Below are 19536 nucleotides of genomic sequence, written 5' to 3' on the forward strand. Positions count from 1 at the left end.
TTTTCCTCAGCTCGCGCGTGCGCTGCTGCGCTTCGCTGAATCGTTCACGGGCCTCGGCGACCTGTGCCTCGTATCGCTTCCTGCCAATGCCCCAGAACGGCAGCGAGCCCGCCGGGCTCTGGGGGTGCGAAGTCTTCCCACCGTGGTGAAGGCTCCGGTCGGGACCAAGGGCGTTCATCTAACACTGTCGGCGTATGAGTCCTCCGCCGGCGCTCGAACGTTGTGGGCGGGTCACCGACCAGAGCATCACGCAGCAACTGGCTCAGCTGCTCGACCTCGTGTGCGACCCCGATCGTCTGCACCTTGGCCTGTTCGGCTTGCTGCTCCCGATACGCAGCCTTCCGCTCTTGCTCCCGCCGTTTGCTGGCCGCTTCAGCAGTCTTGCGGGCCCGCTCCGCTTGGCGGGCCTGTTGCTCCTGGGCCCGCCGCAAAGCCTGTTGCTGCCGCTGGTACTCGTTGCCTCGGCCACCACTGCGCTGCGTCACTCGCTAGCCCCCTTGGCTCGGCTCCCCAGAGCTGCATTCCCCTCTCATCGCTCAGAATCACGCACCTTGGGGGACGTGGAACCTCGCGAGGTGCGGCAGTTGCGACACGGCAACGAGCCTAGGGACGAGCTCCGAGCCATCAGCTTGGGAAGCTGAGGTGATCTAGAGCCGATCGCCCTGCTGACCTGCGGCGGAGCGGTGTCGGCGTGCGGTCGATCGCTGGCTCAGTCCCAGGTATTCCCCGCTGTTCCCCGCCCGACCTGGCACGGATCTGGCACGTCCAGCGGCGGCACCAACTGTGGCCTCAAGCCCATTGTCAGCGGCGGGTGTTAGCTTCCCAAGCAGAGATGGGCCGGTTCGATGCCCTCGCTGAGGGACACGGCGGCCAAGGGGGGTGGCCGGATAGGAGTCTCCGGACCGGCACGGTCCCGGGACGCCGAATGGATCCGTACCCACCCCCCTCACACCTTCTGATCCGTAGCTCTACAGAGATCGGTCAGCGAAGGTCATACCGGTCGTGCTTCGGCCCTGGGAAGACGCTACCCGACAAGGCCGGTTGGTGTGGTTGCTGTACTTCGCTGCTGTACAGCAGCGGCTCCGGAGGCCCGTTGCCTGTCCGGCATCTCGGCAGGTCAGCGCTTTCCATTGACGTCCACCGGTACGGCCGACGTGTGGCGAACGTCCGTGAAAAATGGTGAGCGGGCGGGGCAACCCTGCCCCCGCCTCATGAGTCACACAGGCGTCGCCGTTTCACATGCTTACCCTTGGTCCAGAAGGGGCCCACTCTCTGTGATGACTCGTACCCGGCTGTCCGCGCTGGCCGCGACGGCGGCGCTCGCCACCACCGGCGGCCTGATCACCGCCGCCCCCGCCTCCGCGGCGGTCACCTGCACCTCTCCCGTCTGGAGGGCGCAGTACTTCGGCAACTCCACCTTCAGCGGCACGCCGAAGCTCACCGCCTGCGACACCGCCATCAGCGAGAATTACGGGTACGGCGACCCGGCCGGCGTCACGCTGCCCAAGGACAACTTCTCCGTCCGTTGGTCCCTCACCCGTGACTTCGGCTCCGGCGGCCCCTTCCGGCTCTCCGCCGCCACGCAGGACGGCATGCGCGTCTACGTCGACGGTGTGCGGAAGATCGACCTGTGGAAGAACGTCTCCACCACCGCCCGCAAGACCGTCGACCTGACCATCCCGGCCGGCAAGCACACGATCCGCGTGGACTACGTCGCATGGACCGGCGTCGCCAACGCCGCCTTCACCTACACCCCGCGCACCGAGGCCGCCGTCGACACGGTCAAGCCGCTCGCCCCGACCGGCCTCACCGCCGCGTACGACTGGACGACGGCCAAGACCACCCTGCGCTGGACCGCCAACAAGGAGATGGACCTCGCCGGGTACCGCGTGTACCGCCGGCTGAGCGCCACCAGCTGGGCCAAGGTCAGCGGGACGTCCCTGCTGACCACCCGGTCCTTCGTCGACGCCCCGCCCGCCACCGGCCAGACCTTCCTGTACGAGGTCCGCGCCGTCGACAAGGCCGGCCGCGAGTCCACCGGCAGCCCGGACGTGACGGCGACGACCGTCGACCGCACCGGGCCGGCCGCCCCCACCGGACTCACGGTCGCCACCGGCGACGGGTGGTGGGACACCCTGAACTGGCAGGGAGTCGCCGACACGGCGAAGTACGAGGTGTACGCCTCGTCCGCGGCTGCCGGACCGTTCGAGCTGCGCGGTACGACGACCACGACGTCGTACCGGACCAGCGGCGCCGTGAACACGAACACGTACTACCGGGTCCGGGCCCTCGACGCAGCCGGCAACCCGGGGGCGTACGCGACGGTCACCAGCGACGGCGTCGACCGGATGCCACCGAAGTCCCCGACCGGCGTCACCGCCAGCGCCCGTCCCGGCTACACCAACGTGCACTGGAGCCAGCCCGACGGTTTCTACGAGGACTGGGACAACGGCGGGCACTACCGCGTGTACCGCTCGCCCGGCAAGACGTTCGACCCGACCGCGCGCACCCAGGTGACCTGCGTCGCGGAGGAGAGCCACGAGGCGAGCAACGGCGGCAACTGCTACGACGTGGACATGCCCGCGAACACGTACGTGACGTACGCCGTCACGGCGGTGGACCCGTACGGCAACGAGTCGGCGTACTCCGCGCCGGTCGTCGTCCGCACCGGCGACACCGTGGCGCCCGGCCCGGTCACCGGCGTGAAGGTCACCCCGCGCAACGACGGCATGCTGGTGAGCTGGGCCGCCTCGCCCGAGGACGACATCGACGAGTACGTGGTGTGGAAGGGCGTCCGGCAGGCCGACGGTACGGTCAAGTGGCTCGGCCCCGACACCTGCTCGGATGGCACGAGCAACTGGCTCGCGATCCTCTGCGGCAACCTGCCGGACGGCGAGGCGCATGTGTACGCGGTGATGGCCAAGGACCACTGGGGCAACACGCTGCACCCGAGCGACCCGAAGGTCACCGTGGTCGAGGCCACCGAGCTCGACGTCCGGCCGTCCGTGACCGTCACCCGGGACTGGAGCCTCGGCAGCCTGGGCCACAACCGGACGGCCACTCGTCCGTCCGTTGACTGGCAGTGCACCGACACGTCCCGCTGCGCCACGGTCACCGGCTACCGCGTGAGCCGGTGGAACCCGGTGACCAAGGCGTACGAGCCCCAGCACGACGGACTGCTCCCGGCGGACGCCCGGACGTGGGAGGACGCCACGGCGACGAAGGGGAACACATACTTTTACACGCTGGAGGCCGTGACGGCCGACGGCGCCGTGGTGGGGACGTACCCCTGGTACACCGTCTTCCAGGACCGCGTCTAGCTAGAGGTCATTCACCTAAAGTCTTGCTAATTCGTGACCCAGTGGCGGTGGGTTGCTGACGCGAAAGGTCGGCGGAACGAATTTGGCCGGGAGCTGCTTTGGGGCGAGTGATCATGGCCTCCGGCGCGTCGGGCAGTCTGTTGACCTGCCCGTTAAAGCACGACGTTGGGGCCATGATCTTCGAGGCTCGCCCCAAAGTGGCTGGCTAAAGTCGTGGAGCCGACCGCCCCAGCCACAGCGGGTTTCTCCCCCTCTCATGGCCGCGCTCGCTGTCCGGCCGGTGGCCCGGCGCGGGATCAGCGGGCCGTACGAACGCCCGCGCTTCAGGCAGCGTCGGCCCGCATGCCGCCACCACGATCCGGCCTCCTTCGGTAACACAAAGCGTCTTTGACCTGCACTGTTGGGGATCATCGTTCGTCCCCGTGCCCGTGTTGGAATGTGGCCGCTGCGTGCGGCGACGGGCGGGCGGCGACGTGCGCATCGCGCCGCGCTTCCGGCTGCTCGTCCTCCTGGCGGCCTTCACGACTCTTTTCTTCGGCGAGCTAGCGGCCCTGCGGCGCCGAGACATCGACCTGGAGGCGCTGACAGTCACCGTCCGCCGTGCGCAGGCCGAGTTGCAGAACGGACGGCTCTTCGACAAGGCGCCGAAGTCTGCGGCCGGGGTGCGTACCGTCTCCTTCCCGGCCGAGCTGCTCGACGAGGTCACCCGCCACCTGGAGCAGTTCGCCGCTCCCGGCCGGGAAGGGCACGTCTTCGTCGGGCCGCAGGGTGGGCAGCTGCGACGGAGCAACTTCCGGGACGACTGGGTCAAGGCACGGAAGGCGGCGGGCGTCAGCCCTGAACTGCACTTCCACGATCTTCGACACACCGGCAACACCCTGGCCTCGACCGCTGGGGCCAGCACCCGTGAGCTGATGACCCGCATGGGCCACAGCAGCTCCCGCGCCGCGCTGATCTATCAGCACATGACCAGCGACCGTGACCGGGCCATCGCCGATCGCCTCGGGGCCATGATCCGCGAGGGCGGGGGAGGGGCCACGAGCTAGGGGATGTGGACTCCGCGTGGACTCTAGTGGCACGCGTGTGGCACGACCCCGAACACGACGAAGGGCCAGCCTAGGAGGAAACCCCTCCTGAGCTGGCCCTTCTGGCTGTGCCCCCGGCAGGATTCGAACCTGCGACACCCGCTTTAGGAGAGCGGTGCTCTATCCCCTGAGCTACGAAGGCACCGCCGCTGCGGCGGCGGTCCCTGACAGGGTAGCGGATCAGGGCTGGGAGGTGGGGCTGAGGCTGGGGCCTGGGCCGGGTGCATGACTGGCGGGGTGGCTGCGCGGTCGGGACGGACTGCCTCGAGCGCCTTGAGCGCCTTGGGCGCGCAGCGCGGGGTGCCACGCGCTCATGCTCGTCTCCCGGCCGGGGAGACGCAGCGGGAGGGAGAGAGCCACCGCGTTGTACGGCGCTCCCGGGTCGGCGGGGGCGGGACCGCGAGGTCGGAGCTTCTTGGTGCGTACAGGGTGCGTCCTCGTACGAGGATTCCGTTGGTGGTGGGCAGAGCGGGGCCGAAATGGGCATACGGTGCCGCGCCGATGCTGAGAAGGACCCAAGTCCGGCCAGCGCCGCTCTCGACTCGTTGACAGCGCCTGGAAATGATCGTTTTAATATCGGGCGTGGCGCGTGGCGTCGGCCAAAGAGCGGTGGGCCGGCCGGCGATCGGGCGACCACCTGTCCGTTCAGGGGCCACCCCATGAGCTCAGTCATCACAGGCAACGCCTGATCCGGGCGCGTTCGCGCGTCTTCCCGCCTCTGCGGTTCTTCCCGCCTCTGCGGTTTTGCCGTCGTGCCGGCGCGTCGCGCCGCTGCCGGGCCCGCCGATGCGGCCCGGTCCTCCTCAGGAAGAAGACGCGCGCGTACGCGTGAGTGCCGATCGTTCGTCGGCTCATGAGCGCTGCGCCCATTCCCCTCGTCGCAGGACTGCGCTCCGCCATCACCCGCACTGCGGTCGGCGGATCTCGCGACCTCGTTCCGCCGTATCTCACGACCGCATCTCAGGAACCGCATCGCACGCAGCGCATCCCACGGACCGCTCTCACAAACCGCATCTCATGAACGGCATCTCATCAACCGCATCTCACCACCGCATTCACAGCCAAAGGAGACCCGAGTCCCTGTGTCCACGTCCTTCAATGAATGGGTCATCGAGGAATTCCGAGCCAATGGAGGAAAAGTCGGAGGTCCCTTCGAGGGCAGCGACCTGATTCTGCTCACCACCACCGGTGCCAAGTCCGGCAAGGAACGCACCACGCCTCTGGGCTGTGTCCCCCATGAGGACGGGCTGCTGATCATCGGGTCCAATCTCGGCGGGTCCCGCCATCCCGACTGGTACTACAACCTGCTGGCCCATCCGCTCGTAGGGGTGGAGACCGGCACCGAGGAGTACGAGGCGGTCGCCGTCCCGGCCGAGGGAGAGCGCCGCGACCGGCTTTTCCAGCACGTGGTGGAGGCCGAGCCCGGCTACGGCGAGTATCAGGCCAACACCTCCCGGCTCCTGCCGGTCGTGGTTCTCGAGCGCAGTGATCCGGCGGTCGGGGAGGGACCGGCAGAGATCAGGAGCCTGGCCGACAAGCTCGTCGAGGTGCACGTCTGGCTGCGCGCGCAGCTGCGGCACGTCAGTTCCGAGGTCGACGCGTACTTCGCCGCTCGTTCCGCGCACGATGGTTCCGGCGAGGCCCCGGCGCCCGGGCTGGGACTGCAGATCCGGCAGCACTGCCTGGCGTTCTGCCAGACGCTGGAGTTCCATCACATGAGCGAAGACGCGCACGTGTTCCCCGCTGTCGAGCGTGCGCATCCCCACCTCAAGGACGCCTTCGAGCGGCTCTACGCCGAACACCGCACGGTCGCTCGCCTCCAGCAGGAACTGAGCTCGCTGCTGGCCGACATCGCCGACGCCGATCCCGAGCGGTTCCGGGTGGAGCTGGGGCGGATGTCCAAGGAGCTGACGGCGCACCTCGACTACGAGGAGGAGCAGCTCCTTCCGGCCCTGGCCGAAGTGCCGTTTCCGCCGGGCCCGCCGGGCCCGCAGGCCTGAGGGACGTACCCGCGGGCCGTACGGTGCTCCGCCGAGGCCCCGCCCCAGATCGGCTCACCAAGCTCACAAACTCAGCAGGCTCAGCAAGTTCAGCAAGGTCGGCAGGCTCAAGAGCTCAGAAAGCTCGGCGAGCTCAGAGAGGCGGGACGTGGGTGAAGCGGGTCGCGGTGTGCAGGTCCTCCTCGATGCGGCCCGCGGTGCCCGTGAGTTCGGGGAGGACCTCCGTGACGCACTCCTCGGCGGTGCGGCGGGTCGCGTGCATCGCCACGTTGAGGGCCGCGACCACCCGGCCCGCGCGGTCGCGGACGGGGACCGCGATGGAGCGCAGGCCTTCCTCCAGCTCCTCGTCGACCAGGGCGTAGCCCTGGGAGCGCACCTCCGCCAGGATCCCGGCCAGAGCCGTCGGGTCCGTGACCGTGTGCGGGGTCAGCGGGCGCAGCGCGCCGAGGCGGCGCTCCGGTTCCGGGACGTCCGCCAGCAGGACGCGGCCCAGGGAGGTCGCGTACGCGGGCAGGCGGGTGCCGACGGTGATGTTCACGCTCATGACGCGGCTCGTCGCCGCCCGGGCCGTGTACTGGATCTCCTCGCCCGACGGTGTCAGGACCGCGAGCGAGGCCGACTCGTGGACGCGGTCCGCGAGCGCCGCCAGGTGCGGCTCGGCGATCCGGGCCAGGGACGTGCGCGACAGCGGCGGGAAGCCCAGTGACAGCACCCTCGGCGTCAGCCCGAACGCGCGGTCGCCGGTCGCCGCCACCAGGCCCAGATGCTCGTACGTGATCAGCGCCCGGCGGGCCGTCGCCCGTGCCAGGCCCGTCGCCCTGGCCACCTCCGTGAGTGTCAGCTCCGACCGGCCCTCTCCGAAGGCGGTCAGCACCGTCAGGCCGCGCGCCAGGGATTCGACGAACTCCCTGCCCAGCTCCTGCTTGGACGCGCCCGTCCAGATCGCCAGGCCCGCGGGCGGGGGCCCGGGCTCCGGCGGCGGGGCCCGGCGCAGGGCGCGTTCCATCTCCGCCACCGCCGACCGCAGCCTCGGCAGCAGGGCGGCGCGCAGGTCCCGCGCCGTGTGCCGGCTCGTGTGGCTCACCACGCTCGCCGCGCACGCCACCCGTCCGGTCCCGGGCTCCCGTACCGGTACGGAGACGGCGACCAGACCCGGTTCGATCAGCTGGTCGTCCAGCGCCCAGCCGTCCTCGGCCGCCCGCGCGGTGCGGCGTACGAACTCCTCGTCGTCGCCGGGTGTGTGGGCGCGTGCTGGTACGGCCGGGAAGGTCCGGTCCTCCGGGTCCGCCGCCCGGCGTTCGCGCCAGCGGTGCCAGTCGGTGTCCGTCCACTCGGTCGCGAACAGCGGGCCCGGTGCGGTGCGTTCGGCCGGGAGCAGGTCGCCGATGCGGAAGCTCAGGGACATCGCGCGGCGCCGGGTCGCCTGGTGGATGAAGCGGATGCCGTCCCGGTCGGCGACGGCGAGGGACACCGACTCGTCCAGTTCGTCGGCCAGGGCGTCGGCCCGCCGGGACAGCAGCGCCGGCAGGCGCAGGGCGGCCAGGTAGGCGTTGCCCAGTTCCATCAGGCGGGGGGCGAGGGTCACGTCGCGGCCGTCGAGGCGGACGTAGCCCATGCGCCCGAGGGTGGCCGTGATCCGGTCGACCGTGGAGCGGGCCAGACCGGTGGCCCGCTCCAGCCCGCTCAGGCTCAGCGTCCCGCCGGCCTCGGTCAGCCGCCGCAGGACGGCGATCCCACGCATCAGCGGCGCGACCGCCTCCGCCGGTACGGCAACGCCCTCGGGCGCGTCGTGCGTGGTCTTCGCGGGCATCGGCTCTCCGGTACGGCGGGTGGGGCAGGTCCCGGTACGGCGGGTGGGGCAGGTCTACGGTAATCCGGGCCACCAACACCACCGCCGGAGGCATACGCGCTACCCCCGGCTCACCCGCACCCGATACGCCCCCGCCGGATCCACCCCGTCCACAGTGATCCGGATCCCCCTGCGCGGATCCGCGAACGTCTCCCCGGGCGTGAACGTCGCGTCGGAGAGTTCCGCGTGGACGTTCGGGCTGCGGGTGCAGCCGCCGCTGTCGCGTCGGGAGTCGTAGACCGTCACCGGTCCCATGCCGGTGTCGACGTCCGCTTCGACGCGGTAGATCAGTACGCCCGGCCGGCACACGGCCTCGTCGTTGCCCGCGCGGGTGCGTAGTTCGACGGCGTACGCGGTCGTCCGGTCCAGGGGGACGACGACGAGTTTCGGGCCGCCCGCGCGGGCCAGCGGGGTGAGGGTGTACTCGGACGTCCCCCGCGCCGCCGCGCAGTGCACCTGCGGCGCGTCCAGCCAGCCCAGCTTCCACTTGTGCCAGCCCAACAGGTCGTTGTTGGCCCCCCAGTCCTCGCTCATGATGTCCCAGTGGCCGACGGCGCCCCCGCCCTCCTGGGTGTACAGGTCGGGTAGGCCGAAGACATGGCCGTTCTCGTGGGGCAGGACGCGGTAGCCGGTGCGCTCGTAGGAGCCGGAGCCGTCGTCCTGGCGGGAGTAGACGAAGGAGGCGTTGGCCACGGGGACGCCGTCAGCGGTGGGGGCCTCGGGGTTGCCGGCGAAGGTGACGGACAGCACCGTGTCCAGGGCGGAGGGGCCGGCGTTCGGGGTGACCAGCACGTTCATGAGGTCGTACGAGCGGAAGTCCACCTTCGGGTCGGCCGCGGCCACGATGTCCTGCACCAGTTCGCGGTAGCCGGGGTCGAAGGGCGCGCCGCGCTCTATGCCGTACTCCCGGAAGGACTTCGGCATCCGCAGCCAGGTCGGGACCGGGGTCTCGGGGCGGTAGTCGAGGCGGCCGTAGGAGCTGGTGCGGAACCACTGGCGGGTCTGCGGGAAGAACTCCCGGAAGCGGTCCAGGGCGCTGCCCTCGCCGGGCGCGTCGGAGAAGTCGATCATCAGGGTGAGGGCGCGGACGGTTCCGGTGGAGCGGGTGTAGCCGGCGGGGGTCGGGATGCCCTCGGACATCTGGACGTCGCGGTCGCCGCTGATCATGCAGGGGCCATGGGTGGCGGAGCGGGCCAGGCCGATGGGGCCCGCGCCGGCCGGCGTGGCGCCGGGGGGGAGGTGTCCGGAGCCGGCCGAGGTGCTGACGGCGAAGGTCAGCGCGGTCACGGAGGCCAGCGCGGCCAGGCGGCGCGGGCGTATGCGACGGCTGCTCGGCGGCTGCTGCATGCAGGGACCCTCCGCTCCACGGCAGCCGCCGGTCGCCGGCTGCACCCTTGCGATCACCCTGCGTCGGGGAGGGGAAGGGGCGCGCGTTGGAGGAGACCGATCGTGGGTTTCCTGCAGGTAGCCCCATGAGGCGCCTGTGGCGCAGGTCACAGGAAAGTTCTTCGGCGTTCGGGAAATAACCGGGGATCACTTCCCCGTTTAGTCCTGTGTCCGAGCGAAACGGGGACCCGCTCCCCGGATCGCGCATCGTTCGCATCGCCGGAGCCCGAGCTTTCGCCCGAGCTCCGTCCGAGTCTTCATCCGAGGAGTACGCCGTGCAGACCGCGACCCCCGTGCAGCGCAAGGCGACCCGGCCGCGCGCCGACGCCCAGCGCAACCGGGAGCGGATCGTCGCCGCCGCCCGGGAGATGTTCGTCGAGCACGGCCCCGACGTGCCGCTCGACGAGATCGCCCGCCGGGCCGGCGTGGGCAACGCCACGGTGTACCGCAACTTCCCGGACCGCGACGCCCTGGTCCGCGAGGTCGTCTGCTCGGTCCTGGACCGTACGGTGCGGGCGGCCGAGCACGCGCTCGCCGAGAACGGTGACGCGTTCCGGGCGCTGGAGCGCTTCGTGCACACCGCCGCCGACGAGCGGATCAGCGCACTGTGCCCGATGGTCGCCAGCACCTTCGACCAGCACCATCCCGATCTGGAGGCCGCGCGCGAGCGGGTCGAGCAGATCGTCGCGGGGGTCATGGACCGGGCCAGGGCGGCCGGGCAGCTCCGCACCGACGTCGGCGTCGGCGACCTGATGGTCGCCGTGGCACAGCTCAGCCGGCCCCCGGCCGGTACGGGGTGCCTGAGCGCCGACCGCTTCGTCCACCGTCATCTGCAACTGTTCCTGGACGGGCTGCGGGCCCCGGCCCGCTCCGTCCTGCCGGGTACGGCCGCGACCATGGAGGATCTCCGCCGAGCCTGACCGATTAGTCCCGACCGATCAGTCCTGACCGATTAGTTCAGCGCGCCACCTCAGTCACCACTCGCACGTCACCACTCGCACGTCACCGCTCGCACGGAGCTTCCGGCCGTCGGCGATGGCGAGCGGATCCCTTTTCGTTTCCTTTTCCTTTTCGTTCCTTTCTCCTTCGTTCCTTTCTCCGGCACCAAGTCCCGAAGTTCGCTTTTTCCGTCACGAAGTCCCGAAGTGGGTACCCCCATGTCTGAAACAGCCTCAAAGGCTCCCGGCGTCCGTGAGAACGCCCCGGACCCCGGCCGCTGGAAAGCGCTGCTCTTCATCGCGCTCGCCCAGCTGATGGTCGTCCTCGACGCCACCATCGTGAACATCGCGCTGCCGTCCGCCCAGCAGGACCTGGGCATCTCCGACGGCAACCGCCAGTGGGTCGTCACGGCCTACGCACTCGCCTTCGGCGGTCTGCTGCTGTTCGGCGGCCGCATAGCCGACCTGTGGGGCCGCAAGCGCACCTTCGTCCTCGGTCTGGCCGGCTTCGCCGCCGCCTCCGCGCTGGGCGGCGCGGCCACCAACGAGGCGATGATGTTCGGCTCCCGCGCCCTGCAGGGTGCCTTCGGCGCGCTCCTCGCGCCCGCCGCGCTCTCGCTGCTCGCCGTGATGTTCACGGACGCCAAGGAGCGCGCCAAGGCGTTCGGCATCTACGGCGCGATCGCCGGTGGCGGCGGCGCCGTCGGCCTGATCCTCGGCGGTTTCCTCACCGAGTACCTGGACTGGCGCTGGACGTTCTTCGTGAACATTCCGTTCGCCGTGCTCGCCGCGGCCGGTGCCTGGTTTGTCATCCGTGAGCCCGAGGGCAGCCGCAACCGCTCGCCGCTCGACATCCCGGGTGTCGTCCTGTCCACGCTCGGCCTGGTCGCCCTGGTCTACGGCTTCACCCGCGCCGAGTCCGACGGCTGGAGCGACTCCGTGACCGGCACCATGTTCGTGGCGTCCGTCGTCCTGCTCGCCGCCTTCGTGTTCGTCGAGTCCAAGGTCAAGGCCCCGCTGCTGCCCCTGCGCGTCATCACCGAGCGCAACCGCGGTGGTGTCTACCTCTCCCTGGGCCTCGCGATCATCGCGATGTTCGGCCTGTTCCTCTTCCTGACCTACTACCTGCAGATCGTGAAGGGCTACTCGCCGGTGAAGACCGGCTTCGCCTTCCTGCCGATGATCGCGGGCATGATCACGGGCTCCACCCAGATCGGCACCCGCCTGATGACCCGGGTCGCACCGCGCCTGCTGATGGGTCCCGGCTTCCTGGTCGCCGCCCTCGGCATGCTGCTGCTGACCCAGCTGGAGATCGACTCCTCGTACGCGGCCCTGCTGCTGCCGGCGATGCTGCTGCTCGGCCTCGGTATGGGTACGGCGTTCATGCCGGCCATGTCGCTGGCCACCCAGGGCGTCGAGCCGCGGGACTCCGGTGTCGCCTCCGCGATGGTCAACACCTCCCAGCAGGTGGGCGGCGCGATCGGCACGGCCCTGCTGAACACGATCGCCGCCTCGGCGACCACGTCCTACATCACGGACCACATCACCGGGGCGACGAGCCGGTCCCAGCAGCAGCTGGTCCAGCTGGAGGGCATGGTGCGGGGCTACACCAGCGCGATCTGGTTCGCCGTCGGCATCCTCGTCGTGGCCGCGGCCATCGCCGTGACCTTCATCAACGCCGGCCGCCCGGGCGGCACCACGGTGACCGGGTCCGGCGAGACGGCCGAGGACGAGCCGGCCGTCCCGGTGGTCGTCCACTGACGGCGCCCGCCGCGCCGTACCCCTTCGGGCCCTGTCGTACGGACGGGGATGGGGACGCCCCGTCCGTACGGTTCCCAGGACCTGCCCTGGCTCCGCCGATGAGCGGTCAGCGGAGCCAGGGCAGGTCCGCACCCGCTTCGTTGGGCTGGAGTCCCTCGGCGACGATCCGCATGATCTCGCCGAGGGACTTCTGCTGTTCCGGTGTGAGCCGGTCGAAGACCGCCTGGCGCACGGCGGCCACATGGCCGGGCGCGGACCGTCGCAGCACGTCGTAGCCCTCGTCGGTCAGGACCGTGAACTGGCCGCGCTTGTCGGAGGGGCAGTCCTCGCGCCGGACCCAGCCGTTCTTCTCCAGCCGGGCGACGGCGTGGGACAGCCGCGAGCGGGTGATCTTCGCGTGCATGGCCAGCTCCGTCATCCGCAGGCGGCGGTGCGGAGACTCGGCGAGCTTGACCAGGAGGCCGTAGTAGACGTGCGGCATGCCCGCGTCACGCTGGAGCTGCCGGTCCAGGTGGTCTTCGAGCAGCGTCGTGGCCTCGATGTAGGAGCGCCAGACGCGCTGCTCCTCGTCGCTGAGCCAGCGGGGTTCGTCGGCCGGCGCCGGCTGCGGTGCCGGGGCCGTGACCGGTACGGATGAGGGTGCCTTCATGTTCTCCACTCTACGACGGCTCTCCTTTAAGATTAAACAAATGGGGTGTACAGTTGGTTTCGAGAAGAGCTTGAGGATTCAAGAAGCTTTGGCGATCAAGAAGCTTTGAGGAGTCAAGTTCGATCGATCTGCTGTTCCGGAGGGAGTTGCCGCCATGTCCGCCGCCACCCAGGAGCGCATGCCCGCCCTGTACCTCAGCCACGGCGCCCCGCCGCTGGCGGACGACCCCGTCTGGCCCGGCGAGCTCGCCGCCTGGTCCGCCGCTCTGCCGCGCCCGAAGGCGATCCTCATGGTCTCCGCCCACTGGGAGGAGGCCCCGCTCGCCCTCGGCGCCACCGAGACGGTCCCGCTCGTCTACGACTTCTGGGGCTTCCCCGAGCACTACTACCGGGTGACGTACGAGGCCCCCGGCGCACCGGAGCTCGCCGAGTCCGTACGCAAGCTGCTGCGCGCCCCGGGCGTGCCCGTGCAGGACATCCCGGACCGCGGCCTCGACCACGGCGCCTACGTCCCGCTCGTCGAGATGTACCCCGAGGCCGACATCCCCGTCCTGCAGATCTCCATGCCGACCCTCGACCCGGTCAAGCTCATGGAGATCGGCCGCAAGCTGGCGCCCCTGCGGGACGAGGGCGTGCTGATCGTCGGCTCCGGCTTCTTCACCCACAACCTGGCCGCGCTGCGCCAGGGCGGCATCCCCGCCTGGTCGGCCGAGTTCGACGACTGGGGTCGGCGGGCGCTGGAGGCCGGTGACGTGGACGCGCTGCTCGACTTCACCCGCAAGTCCCCGGCGGGCCGGCTCGCCCACCCCCGCACCGAACACTTCGCCCCGCTGTTCGTGACCATGGGCACCGCCGACGCGGCCGGTGAGCTGGACCTGCACCAGTCGGTGATCGAGGGGTTCTGGATGGGGCTGGCGAAGCGGTCGGTGCAGTTCGGCTGAACCGCGCCGGTCACAGCTCCTTCTCGCCGCTCACAGCTCCTTCTCGTGCCAGGCCACGTCCCAGTACCGGTCGAACTTGCGGCCCACCTCCCGGTACGTGCCGACGTACCGGAAGCCGAAGCGCTCGTGCAGCCGCGTCGACGCCTCGTTCGGCTGCGCGATGCCCGCGTAGGCACGGTGCAGGTCCTCGCCCGCCAGGGCCTCGAAGAGGGCCTTGTACAGCAGCGTGCCGATGCCGCGGCCGCCGGCGTGCGGGGCGAGGTAGACCGACGTCTCCACGGAGGTCGCGTAGGCGGGCTTCGCCCGGAAGGGGCTGGATGTGGCGTAGCCCAGAATCCCCTGTGAGATGCCTTCAATCCCCTGGGAGATCCCTTCGGAGTCCGCCTCCGTGGCAACCATCAGCCGGTACGGGCCGTCTTCCGGGTGGGAGAGCAGCCAAGGGCGGCGCTCTTCCGGAGTGAAGACCGCGGTGTCGAATGTGATCGCTGTCTCACGTACGTAGTGGTTGTAGATGTCGGTGAGGGCTTCGAGGTCGGCCTCGACTCCCGGTCTGACCTGGACCTCTGTACGTCCCGACGGCATCACGCCTCCTCGTGTGGCGGGACAGGGTACTGCATGATCAGAAAAATTGAGGGACGGGTTGGGAATTCTGTCCGGATTCCAGTCGTTGTTTCCCACGGATGCAGGGCACTCGACCAGAGTCCGGAGGGGTCTGAAGAGCGCCGAGCGTCTGAAGGACCACCCGCTGACCTCACCATCGCAAGGGAGCACGCATGGCAACCCGTGCCGTCGCCCGTCGTCAGTCCGCCAACGGTGAGACGGTCGACGCGGCAAGCAGTGTTCGCGCCCATGGCGGCGAGATCGCCGACCGCGACCTGGTCGGCATGTACCTCGACGAGATCGCGCGTACACCGCTGCTCGACGCCGCCAAGGAGGTCGAGCTGTCCCAGGTCATCGAGGCGGGTGTGTTCGCGCGGCAGATCCTCGACGGCTACGAGGAGACGAAGTCGGACGCCACCCGCGAGGAGCTCGAGGCCCTGGTCGCCGAGGGTGAGCGCGCCAAGGACGTCTTCATCCGTTCCAACCTGCGCCTGGTCGTCGCCGTGGCCCGCCGCTACCCCCGCAGCGGACTGCCGCTCCTGGACCTGATCCAGGAGGGCAACGCCGGCCTGGTGCGCGCGGTGGAGAAGTTCGACTACCGCAAGGGCTTCAAGTTCTCCACGTACGCCACGTGGTGGATCCGCCAGGCCATCACGCGCTCGATAGCCGACCAGTCGCGCACCATCCGCCTGCCCGTCCACCTGGTGGAGGAGCTGGGCCGGATCCGCCGCGTGCAGCGCGAGTTCAACCGTGAGCACGGCCGTGACCCGGAGCCCGCGGAGATCGCCGCCGAGCTCGGCTCGACGCCGGAGCGCGTCATCGACGTCCTCGACTGGGCCCGCGACCCGGTGTCGCTGAACATGTCGGTCGACGACGAGGGCGAGACCCAGTTCGGCGACCTCCTGGAGGACACCTCGGCGGTGTCGCCGGAGCAGTCGGTGCTGACGCTGCTGCGCAGCGAGGAGCTGGACGACCTGATCGGCCGCCTCGACCAGCGCACGGCCTCCATCATCAAGATGCGGTACGGCATCGAGGACGGTCGCGAGCGCACGCTGACCGAGGTCGGCAAGGAGCACGGCCTGACCCGCGAGCGCATCCGCCAGATCGAGAAGCACGCGCTGCTGGAGCTGAAGAAGCTGGCCCGGTCCACCGGGTTCGACGCGGCCGCGTGAGGCGAGCCGCTGTGCGGGCGCCCCTGTGCGAGCCCCTGCCGGGGGCTTGCGCGCGGGGCCCGGTGGCGGCCGAGTGTGCCGTGGCGCGCGGGTCCGTGTGCGCCGGGCGGTGACCGCGTACGCCGGGTGGCGGAAGACCGCGCAAACATGGCGGCGGAACGCCGCTTCAAGTGCCGGGGCCCTGGGAACAAGAATTCAGGGTCCAGGAGTTCGGGCGGCCGGGGCGGTCCCCGAGCCCTCCCGAACCCCTCTGGTCCCGGCACCCTCTCGAGCCAAGTCCCGCCGCACTCCCCCCGGCGCCGGGACTCTCCCCGAGCCGGGCTTCGGCGCCCCTTCCCCCCGGGCGCCGAAGCCCGGCCGTTTCGTTTCTGCGGGAGCTCTGCTGAGGGCGGCTCTGCTGGATGCCGTCCCTGCTGGAGGGCGGCTCTGCTGGAGGGCGGGCCACCCCGAACCTGAACCCCGGGGTGGCCCGCCAGATGACAGATTGTGCCACAGCGGCATAGCCTGCCGAACGTGAGCAGCACCACCCCGACCCCTCCCTCCCCGCAGGGCTCGCTGACCGAGCGGCGGAAGGCCGAGACCCGCATGGAGATCGCCCGGGCGGCGGCCGGCCTCTTCGTACGGCACGGCCTGCGGGCCACCCGCGCCGAGGACATCGCCCAGGCCGCCGGCATCGCCCCGCGCACTTTCTACCGCTACTTCGCCACCAAGGAGGAGGCGGTGGCCCCCCTCTACGCGGCGGGCGCCCAGCGCTGGGTGGAGGCGGTGCGCGCCGCCCCGGCGGAGGCCTCCGTGCCGCAGGCCCTGGAGAACGCCGTCCGTCACACGCTGACCCCGGGCCTCGGGGTGTCGGCGTCCTCCTGGGAGTGGGTCCGCACCCTGGTCCGCCTGGCCATGGAGAACCCGTCCCTGCGGAAGGTGTGGGCGGAGGTGCACCAGGCGACGGAGCGGACGCTGGCGGAGGTGCTGGCACAGCGGCTGGCGAGTGGTCAGCTGACGGAGCCTCAACCGCCGGCCGCCGCCGACAACGTTGCCGCGCCGGCGCCGCCGCACTTCGCCGCAGCCGTCGTCGGCGCCGCCGTCCGCGTGGCGGTGGAGAGCTGGGCGGCCGGGGACGCCCCGGTGGAGGGTCCGCAGGGCCCGGTCGAACTGGCCCTGCGGAACCTGTCGGCGCTGCGGGACTTTCCGTGGGAGGGCCTGGACGGCCACGGCGTGGGCTGACCCCTCCAGGGGCGGCCGCTCCCGGCTGCCCGGCTCAACCCGGGAGGCTCAGCTCCCGGCCGCCCGGCTCAACCGCGTCCCCAACTCCCGTACACACCGCACCAGTTCCTCCGGCTCCCGCACCGTGAAGTCGTACCCCAGCATCGCCAGCCGGACCGCCAGCCACTCCACATGGTCCGCGACCGTGGCGCGCAGGCGGCAGCTGTGGTCGTCGAGCGGTTCCGGTGAGCCGAGCCAGCCGGGCAGGCGTGCGGCGACGGCGTCGGCGGGTGCGGCGAAGGTGACCTCGATGTCGTACGTCTCCTGCCGCCGCTGCATCGACTGGCGCAGGTACTCCGCCGCGCTGCCCGTCGGCAGCTCGCGCGGCGTGAACCGCGCCCCGGTCGCGAACGGCTCGCTCACCCGGTCGACGCGGAACGTGCGCCAGTCGGCTCGGTCGAGGTCGTAGGCCACGAGATACCAGCGGCGTCCCGTCGACACCAGCCGGTACGGCTCGGTGACGCGTCGGGACTCCGTCCCGTCCGCCGCGCGGTAGGCGAACCGCAGCCGCTCCCGCCCGGCCACCGTGGAGGCCATGACGGTCAGCGTCTCGGGCGCGATGTTCGGCCCGTCGCCGCTGGTCAGCGGGGTCGTGGCGGCCTGGAGGGTGGAGACCCGGTGGCGGAGGCGGCTCGGCAGCACCTGCTCCAGCTTGGCCAGGGCGCGTACCGACGCCTCGTCGACGCCCTCGACCGCGTGGCCGGCCCCGGCGCGCAGGCCGACCGCGATCGCCACCGCCTCCTCGTCGTCGAGGACGAGCGGGGGCATGGCTTTGCCCGCGACCAGCCGGTAGCCGCCGTCGGCGCCCTTGGTCGCCTGCACCGGGTAGCCGAGCTCGCGCAGCCGGTCGATGTCGCGGCGCACCGTACGGCGGGAGACGCCGAGCCGGTCGGCGAGCTCGCCGCCGGGCCACTCGCGGGGCGTCTGGAGGAGGGAGAGGAGCTGGAGGAGCCGGGCCGGGGTGTCCGTCGTCATGCGATCGAGGATGCCCCACAGATAGGACAAGATCTGGCCTATTGGGTTCCTACCGTCGGGGCATGACCTTCACGGAGACCACGCACACCCCAGCTCAGCCAGGCGCGGGCGACCGCCGCCGGTGGTTCGCGCTCGCGATCGTGATGACCGCGGCCTTCATGGACCTCGTCGACGTCACGATCGTCAACATCGCGATCCCATCGATCCGGCGGGAGGAGGGCGCCTCCTTCAGCCAGATCCAGTGGATCACCGCCGGGTACGCCCTGGCCTTCGCCGCCGGGCTCATCACCGGCGGGCGGCTCGGCGACATCCACGGCCGCAAGCGGGTGTTCCTCCTCGGCATCGGCGGCTTCACCCTCGCCTCCGCGCTGTGCGGCTTCGCGGTGAACCCGGAGATGCTGGTTGCCTCCCGCCTGCTGCAGGGCGCCATGGCGGCGCTGATGGTGCCGCAGGTGCTGTCGATCGTGCACGCGACCTTCCCGGCCCACGAACGGGGCAAGGTGTTCGGGCTGTTCGGCGCGATCGTCGGGCTCGGCGCGGTCTCCGGGCCGCTGCTCGGCGCGCTGCTGACCGAGTGGAACCTGTTCGGGCTCCAGTGGCGGCCGATCTTCCTGATCAACCTGCCGGTCGGCATCGCGGGCCTGATCCTCGGCAGCCGCTTCATCACCGAGTCCAAGGCGCCGCGGGCCCTGAAGCTGGATCTGGTCGGCGTCGCGCTCGTGACGCTGGGCCTGCTCATGTTGATCTACCCGCTCACCCGCGGCCATGAGCTGGGCTGGCCGCTGTGGGGGCACGTCTCGATGGCCGGTTCGCTCGTCGTCCTCGCGGCGCTGGTGGCGTACGAGCGGCGCAAGAGCGCGCGGGACGGGTCGCCGCTGGTCGAGCCGTCGCTGTTCAAAGTGAAGAGCTTCGCGGCGGGGATCGCCGTGCAGACCGTCTTCGGGATAGGGCTCGGCGTGTTCTTCCTGGTCTGGACGCTGTACATGCAGACGGGCCTGGGGTGGGGCCCGATGAAGGCCGGGCTGACCGGTGTGCCCTTCTCGATCGCCGTCTCGACGGCGGCCGGGCTGTCGGTCCAGAAGCTGGTCCCGCGCTTCGGGCGCAAGGTGCTCCAGGCGGGCGCGCTGGTGCTGGCCGCCGGAGTCCTGCTCTACCTCTGGGAGTCCGAGCGGTACGGCCTCGGGATCACCCCCTGGCAGATGGCGCTCCCGCTGGTCGTCATGGGCGTCGGCATGGGTCTGATCTTCGCGCCGTTGACCGACGCGATCCTGTCCGAGGTGCCGCGCGCGCACGCCGGGTCGGCGTCCGGGCTGATCAACACCGTGCAGCAGATGGGCAACGCGCTGGGGCTCGGGCTGGTGTCGGTGGTGTTCTTCGGGGTGATGAGCGACCACCTGCGCCCGGCCGAGGTGGGCCCGGCCTTCGTGGACGCCTTCCAGCACGCGCTGGGCTGGGTCGCCGCGGTGATGGGTGTGATCTTCCTGCTGATGTTCGCCCTGCCGAAGCGGCCGGCGCAGCACGTGGAGGGCGCCGAGCAGGACGTTCGGGCGGCTGAGCGGGAGCCGGAGCTCGTTTCCTGAACACCCGGACCGATCCGGAAA

Annotated in this window: 13 protein-coding genes, 1 tRNA gene and 1 pseudogene; 9 read left to right on the forward strand and 6 right to left on the reverse strand. The window is 70.7% G+C overall.

Annotated elements, in window-relative coordinates:
- Nucleotides 1-1277: 1277 nt before the first annotated feature.
- Nucleotides 1278-3320: a PA14 domain-containing protein gene (locus ACYVMZ_RS29115; RefSeq protein WP_461084838.1), complete on the forward strand. Its 2043-nt coding sequence runs from the start codon at nt 1278-1280 to the stop codon at nt 3318-3320.
- A 479-nt stretch (nt 3321-3799) separates the two neighbouring features.
- Nucleotides 3800-4366: pseudogene (locus tag ACYVMZ_RS29120) on the forward strand (tyrosine-type recombinase/integrase); the annotation flags it as partial.
- 108 nt (nt 4367-4474) lie between these two features.
- Here the strand turns inward: ACYVMZ_RS29120 and ACYVMZ_RS29125 are convergent.
- Nucleotides 4475-4547 (reverse strand) — tRNA-Arg (locus ACYVMZ_RS29125).
- 940 nt (nt 4548-5487) lie between these two features.
- Between ACYVMZ_RS29125 and ACYVMZ_RS29130 the strand changes: the two genes are divergently transcribed.
- Nucleotides 5488-6405: a nitroreductase/quinone reductase family protein gene (locus tag ACYVMZ_RS29130; protein WP_461084840.1), complete on the forward strand. Its 918-nt coding sequence runs from the start codon at nt 5488-5490 to the stop codon at nt 6403-6405.
- Nucleotides 6406-6538: 133 nt separating this feature from the next.
- On the opposite strand, the gene ACYVMZ_RS29135 is transcribed toward ACYVMZ_RS29130, so the two are convergent.
- Nucleotides 6539-8215, reverse strand: a complete 1677-nt coding sequence (locus ACYVMZ_RS29135) for an IclR family transcriptional regulator domain-containing protein (RefSeq protein WP_461084842.1) — start codon at nt 8213-8215, stop codon at nt 6539-6541.
- A gap of 99 nt (nt 8216-8314) precedes the next feature.
- Nucleotides 8315-9601, reverse strand: a complete 1287-nt coding sequence (locus tag ACYVMZ_RS29140) for a M6 family metalloprotease domain-containing protein (RefSeq protein ID WP_461084844.1) — start codon at nt 9599-9601, stop codon at nt 8315-8317.
- A gap of 314 nt (nt 9602-9915) precedes the next feature.
- Between ACYVMZ_RS29140 and ACYVMZ_RS29145 the strand changes: the two genes are divergently transcribed.
- Together ACYVMZ_RS29145 and ACYVMZ_RS29150 are read left to right on the forward strand one after the other, a co-directional pair.
- Nucleotides 9916-10560, forward strand: a complete 645-nt coding sequence (locus tag ACYVMZ_RS29145; protein WP_461084846.1) for a TetR/AcrR family transcriptional regulator — start codon at nt 9916-9918, stop codon at nt 10558-10560.
- Nucleotides 10561-10797: 237 nt separating this feature from the next.
- Nucleotides 10798-12339, forward strand: coding sequence for an MFS transporter (locus tag ACYVMZ_RS29150; protein ID WP_461084848.1), 1542 nt, complete (start codon nt 10798-10800; stop codon nt 12337-12339).
- 106 nt (nt 12340-12445) lie between these two features.
- Here the strand turns inward: ACYVMZ_RS29150 and ACYVMZ_RS29155 are convergent, their stop codons facing one another.
- Nucleotides 12446-12988, reverse strand: a complete 543-nt coding sequence (locus tag ACYVMZ_RS29155; protein WP_461084850.1) for a MarR family winged helix-turn-helix transcriptional regulator — start codon at nt 12986-12988, stop codon at nt 12446-12448.
- A 154-nt stretch (nt 12989-13142) separates the two neighbouring features.
- Between ACYVMZ_RS29155 and ACYVMZ_RS29160 the strand changes: the two genes are divergently transcribed.
- Nucleotides 13143-13928, forward strand: a complete 786-nt coding sequence (locus ACYVMZ_RS29160; protein WP_461084852.1) for a dioxygenase family protein — start codon at nt 13143-13145, stop codon at nt 13926-13928.
- A 30-nt stretch (nt 13929-13958) separates the two neighbouring features.
- Here ACYVMZ_RS29160 and ACYVMZ_RS29165 read toward each other — a convergent pair whose 3' ends face one another.
- Nucleotides 13959-14510 carry a GNAT family N-acetyltransferase gene (locus tag ACYVMZ_RS29165; RefSeq protein ID WP_461084854.1) on the reverse strand — a complete coding sequence of 184 codons (552 nt, stop codon included), beginning with the start codon at nt 14508-14510 and terminating at the stop codon, nt 13959-13961.
- Nucleotides 14511-14701: 191 nt separating this feature from the next.
- Here ACYVMZ_RS29165 and ACYVMZ_RS29170 point away from each other — a divergent pair, with 191 nt between their 5' ends.
- The gene (locus tag ACYVMZ_RS29170) at nt 14702-15700 is read left to right on the forward strand and encodes a sigma-70 family RNA polymerase sigma factor (RefSeq protein ID WP_461084856.1); all 999 of its coding nucleotides are present in this window, start codon (nt 14702-14704) and stop codon (nt 15698-15700) included.
- A 513-nt stretch (nt 15701-16213) separates the two neighbouring features.
- Nucleotides 16214-16921: a TetR/AcrR family transcriptional regulator gene (locus ACYVMZ_RS29175; protein ID WP_461084857.1), complete on the forward strand. Its 708-nt coding sequence runs from the start codon at nt 16214-16216 to the stop codon at nt 16919-16921.
- A gap of 48 nt (nt 16922-16969) precedes the next feature.
- On the opposite strand, the gene ACYVMZ_RS29180 is transcribed toward ACYVMZ_RS29175, so the two are convergent.
- Entirely contained in the window at nt 16970-17935 is a 966-nt protein-coding gene (locus tag ACYVMZ_RS29180; protein WP_461084858.1) for a helix-turn-helix transcriptional regulator, read from the reverse strand.
- A gap of 62 nt (nt 17936-17997) precedes the next feature.
- Here ACYVMZ_RS29180 and ACYVMZ_RS29185 point away from each other — a divergent pair, with 62 nt between their 5' ends.
- Complete coding sequence (locus tag ACYVMZ_RS29185; RefSeq protein ID WP_461084860.1) at nt 17998-19515, forward strand: MFS transporter; 1518 nt, start codon at nt 17998-18000, stop codon at nt 19513-19515.
- Nucleotides 19516-19536: the final 21 nt, after the last annotated feature.

Source organism: Streptomyces deserti (genome assembly GCF_054782695.1).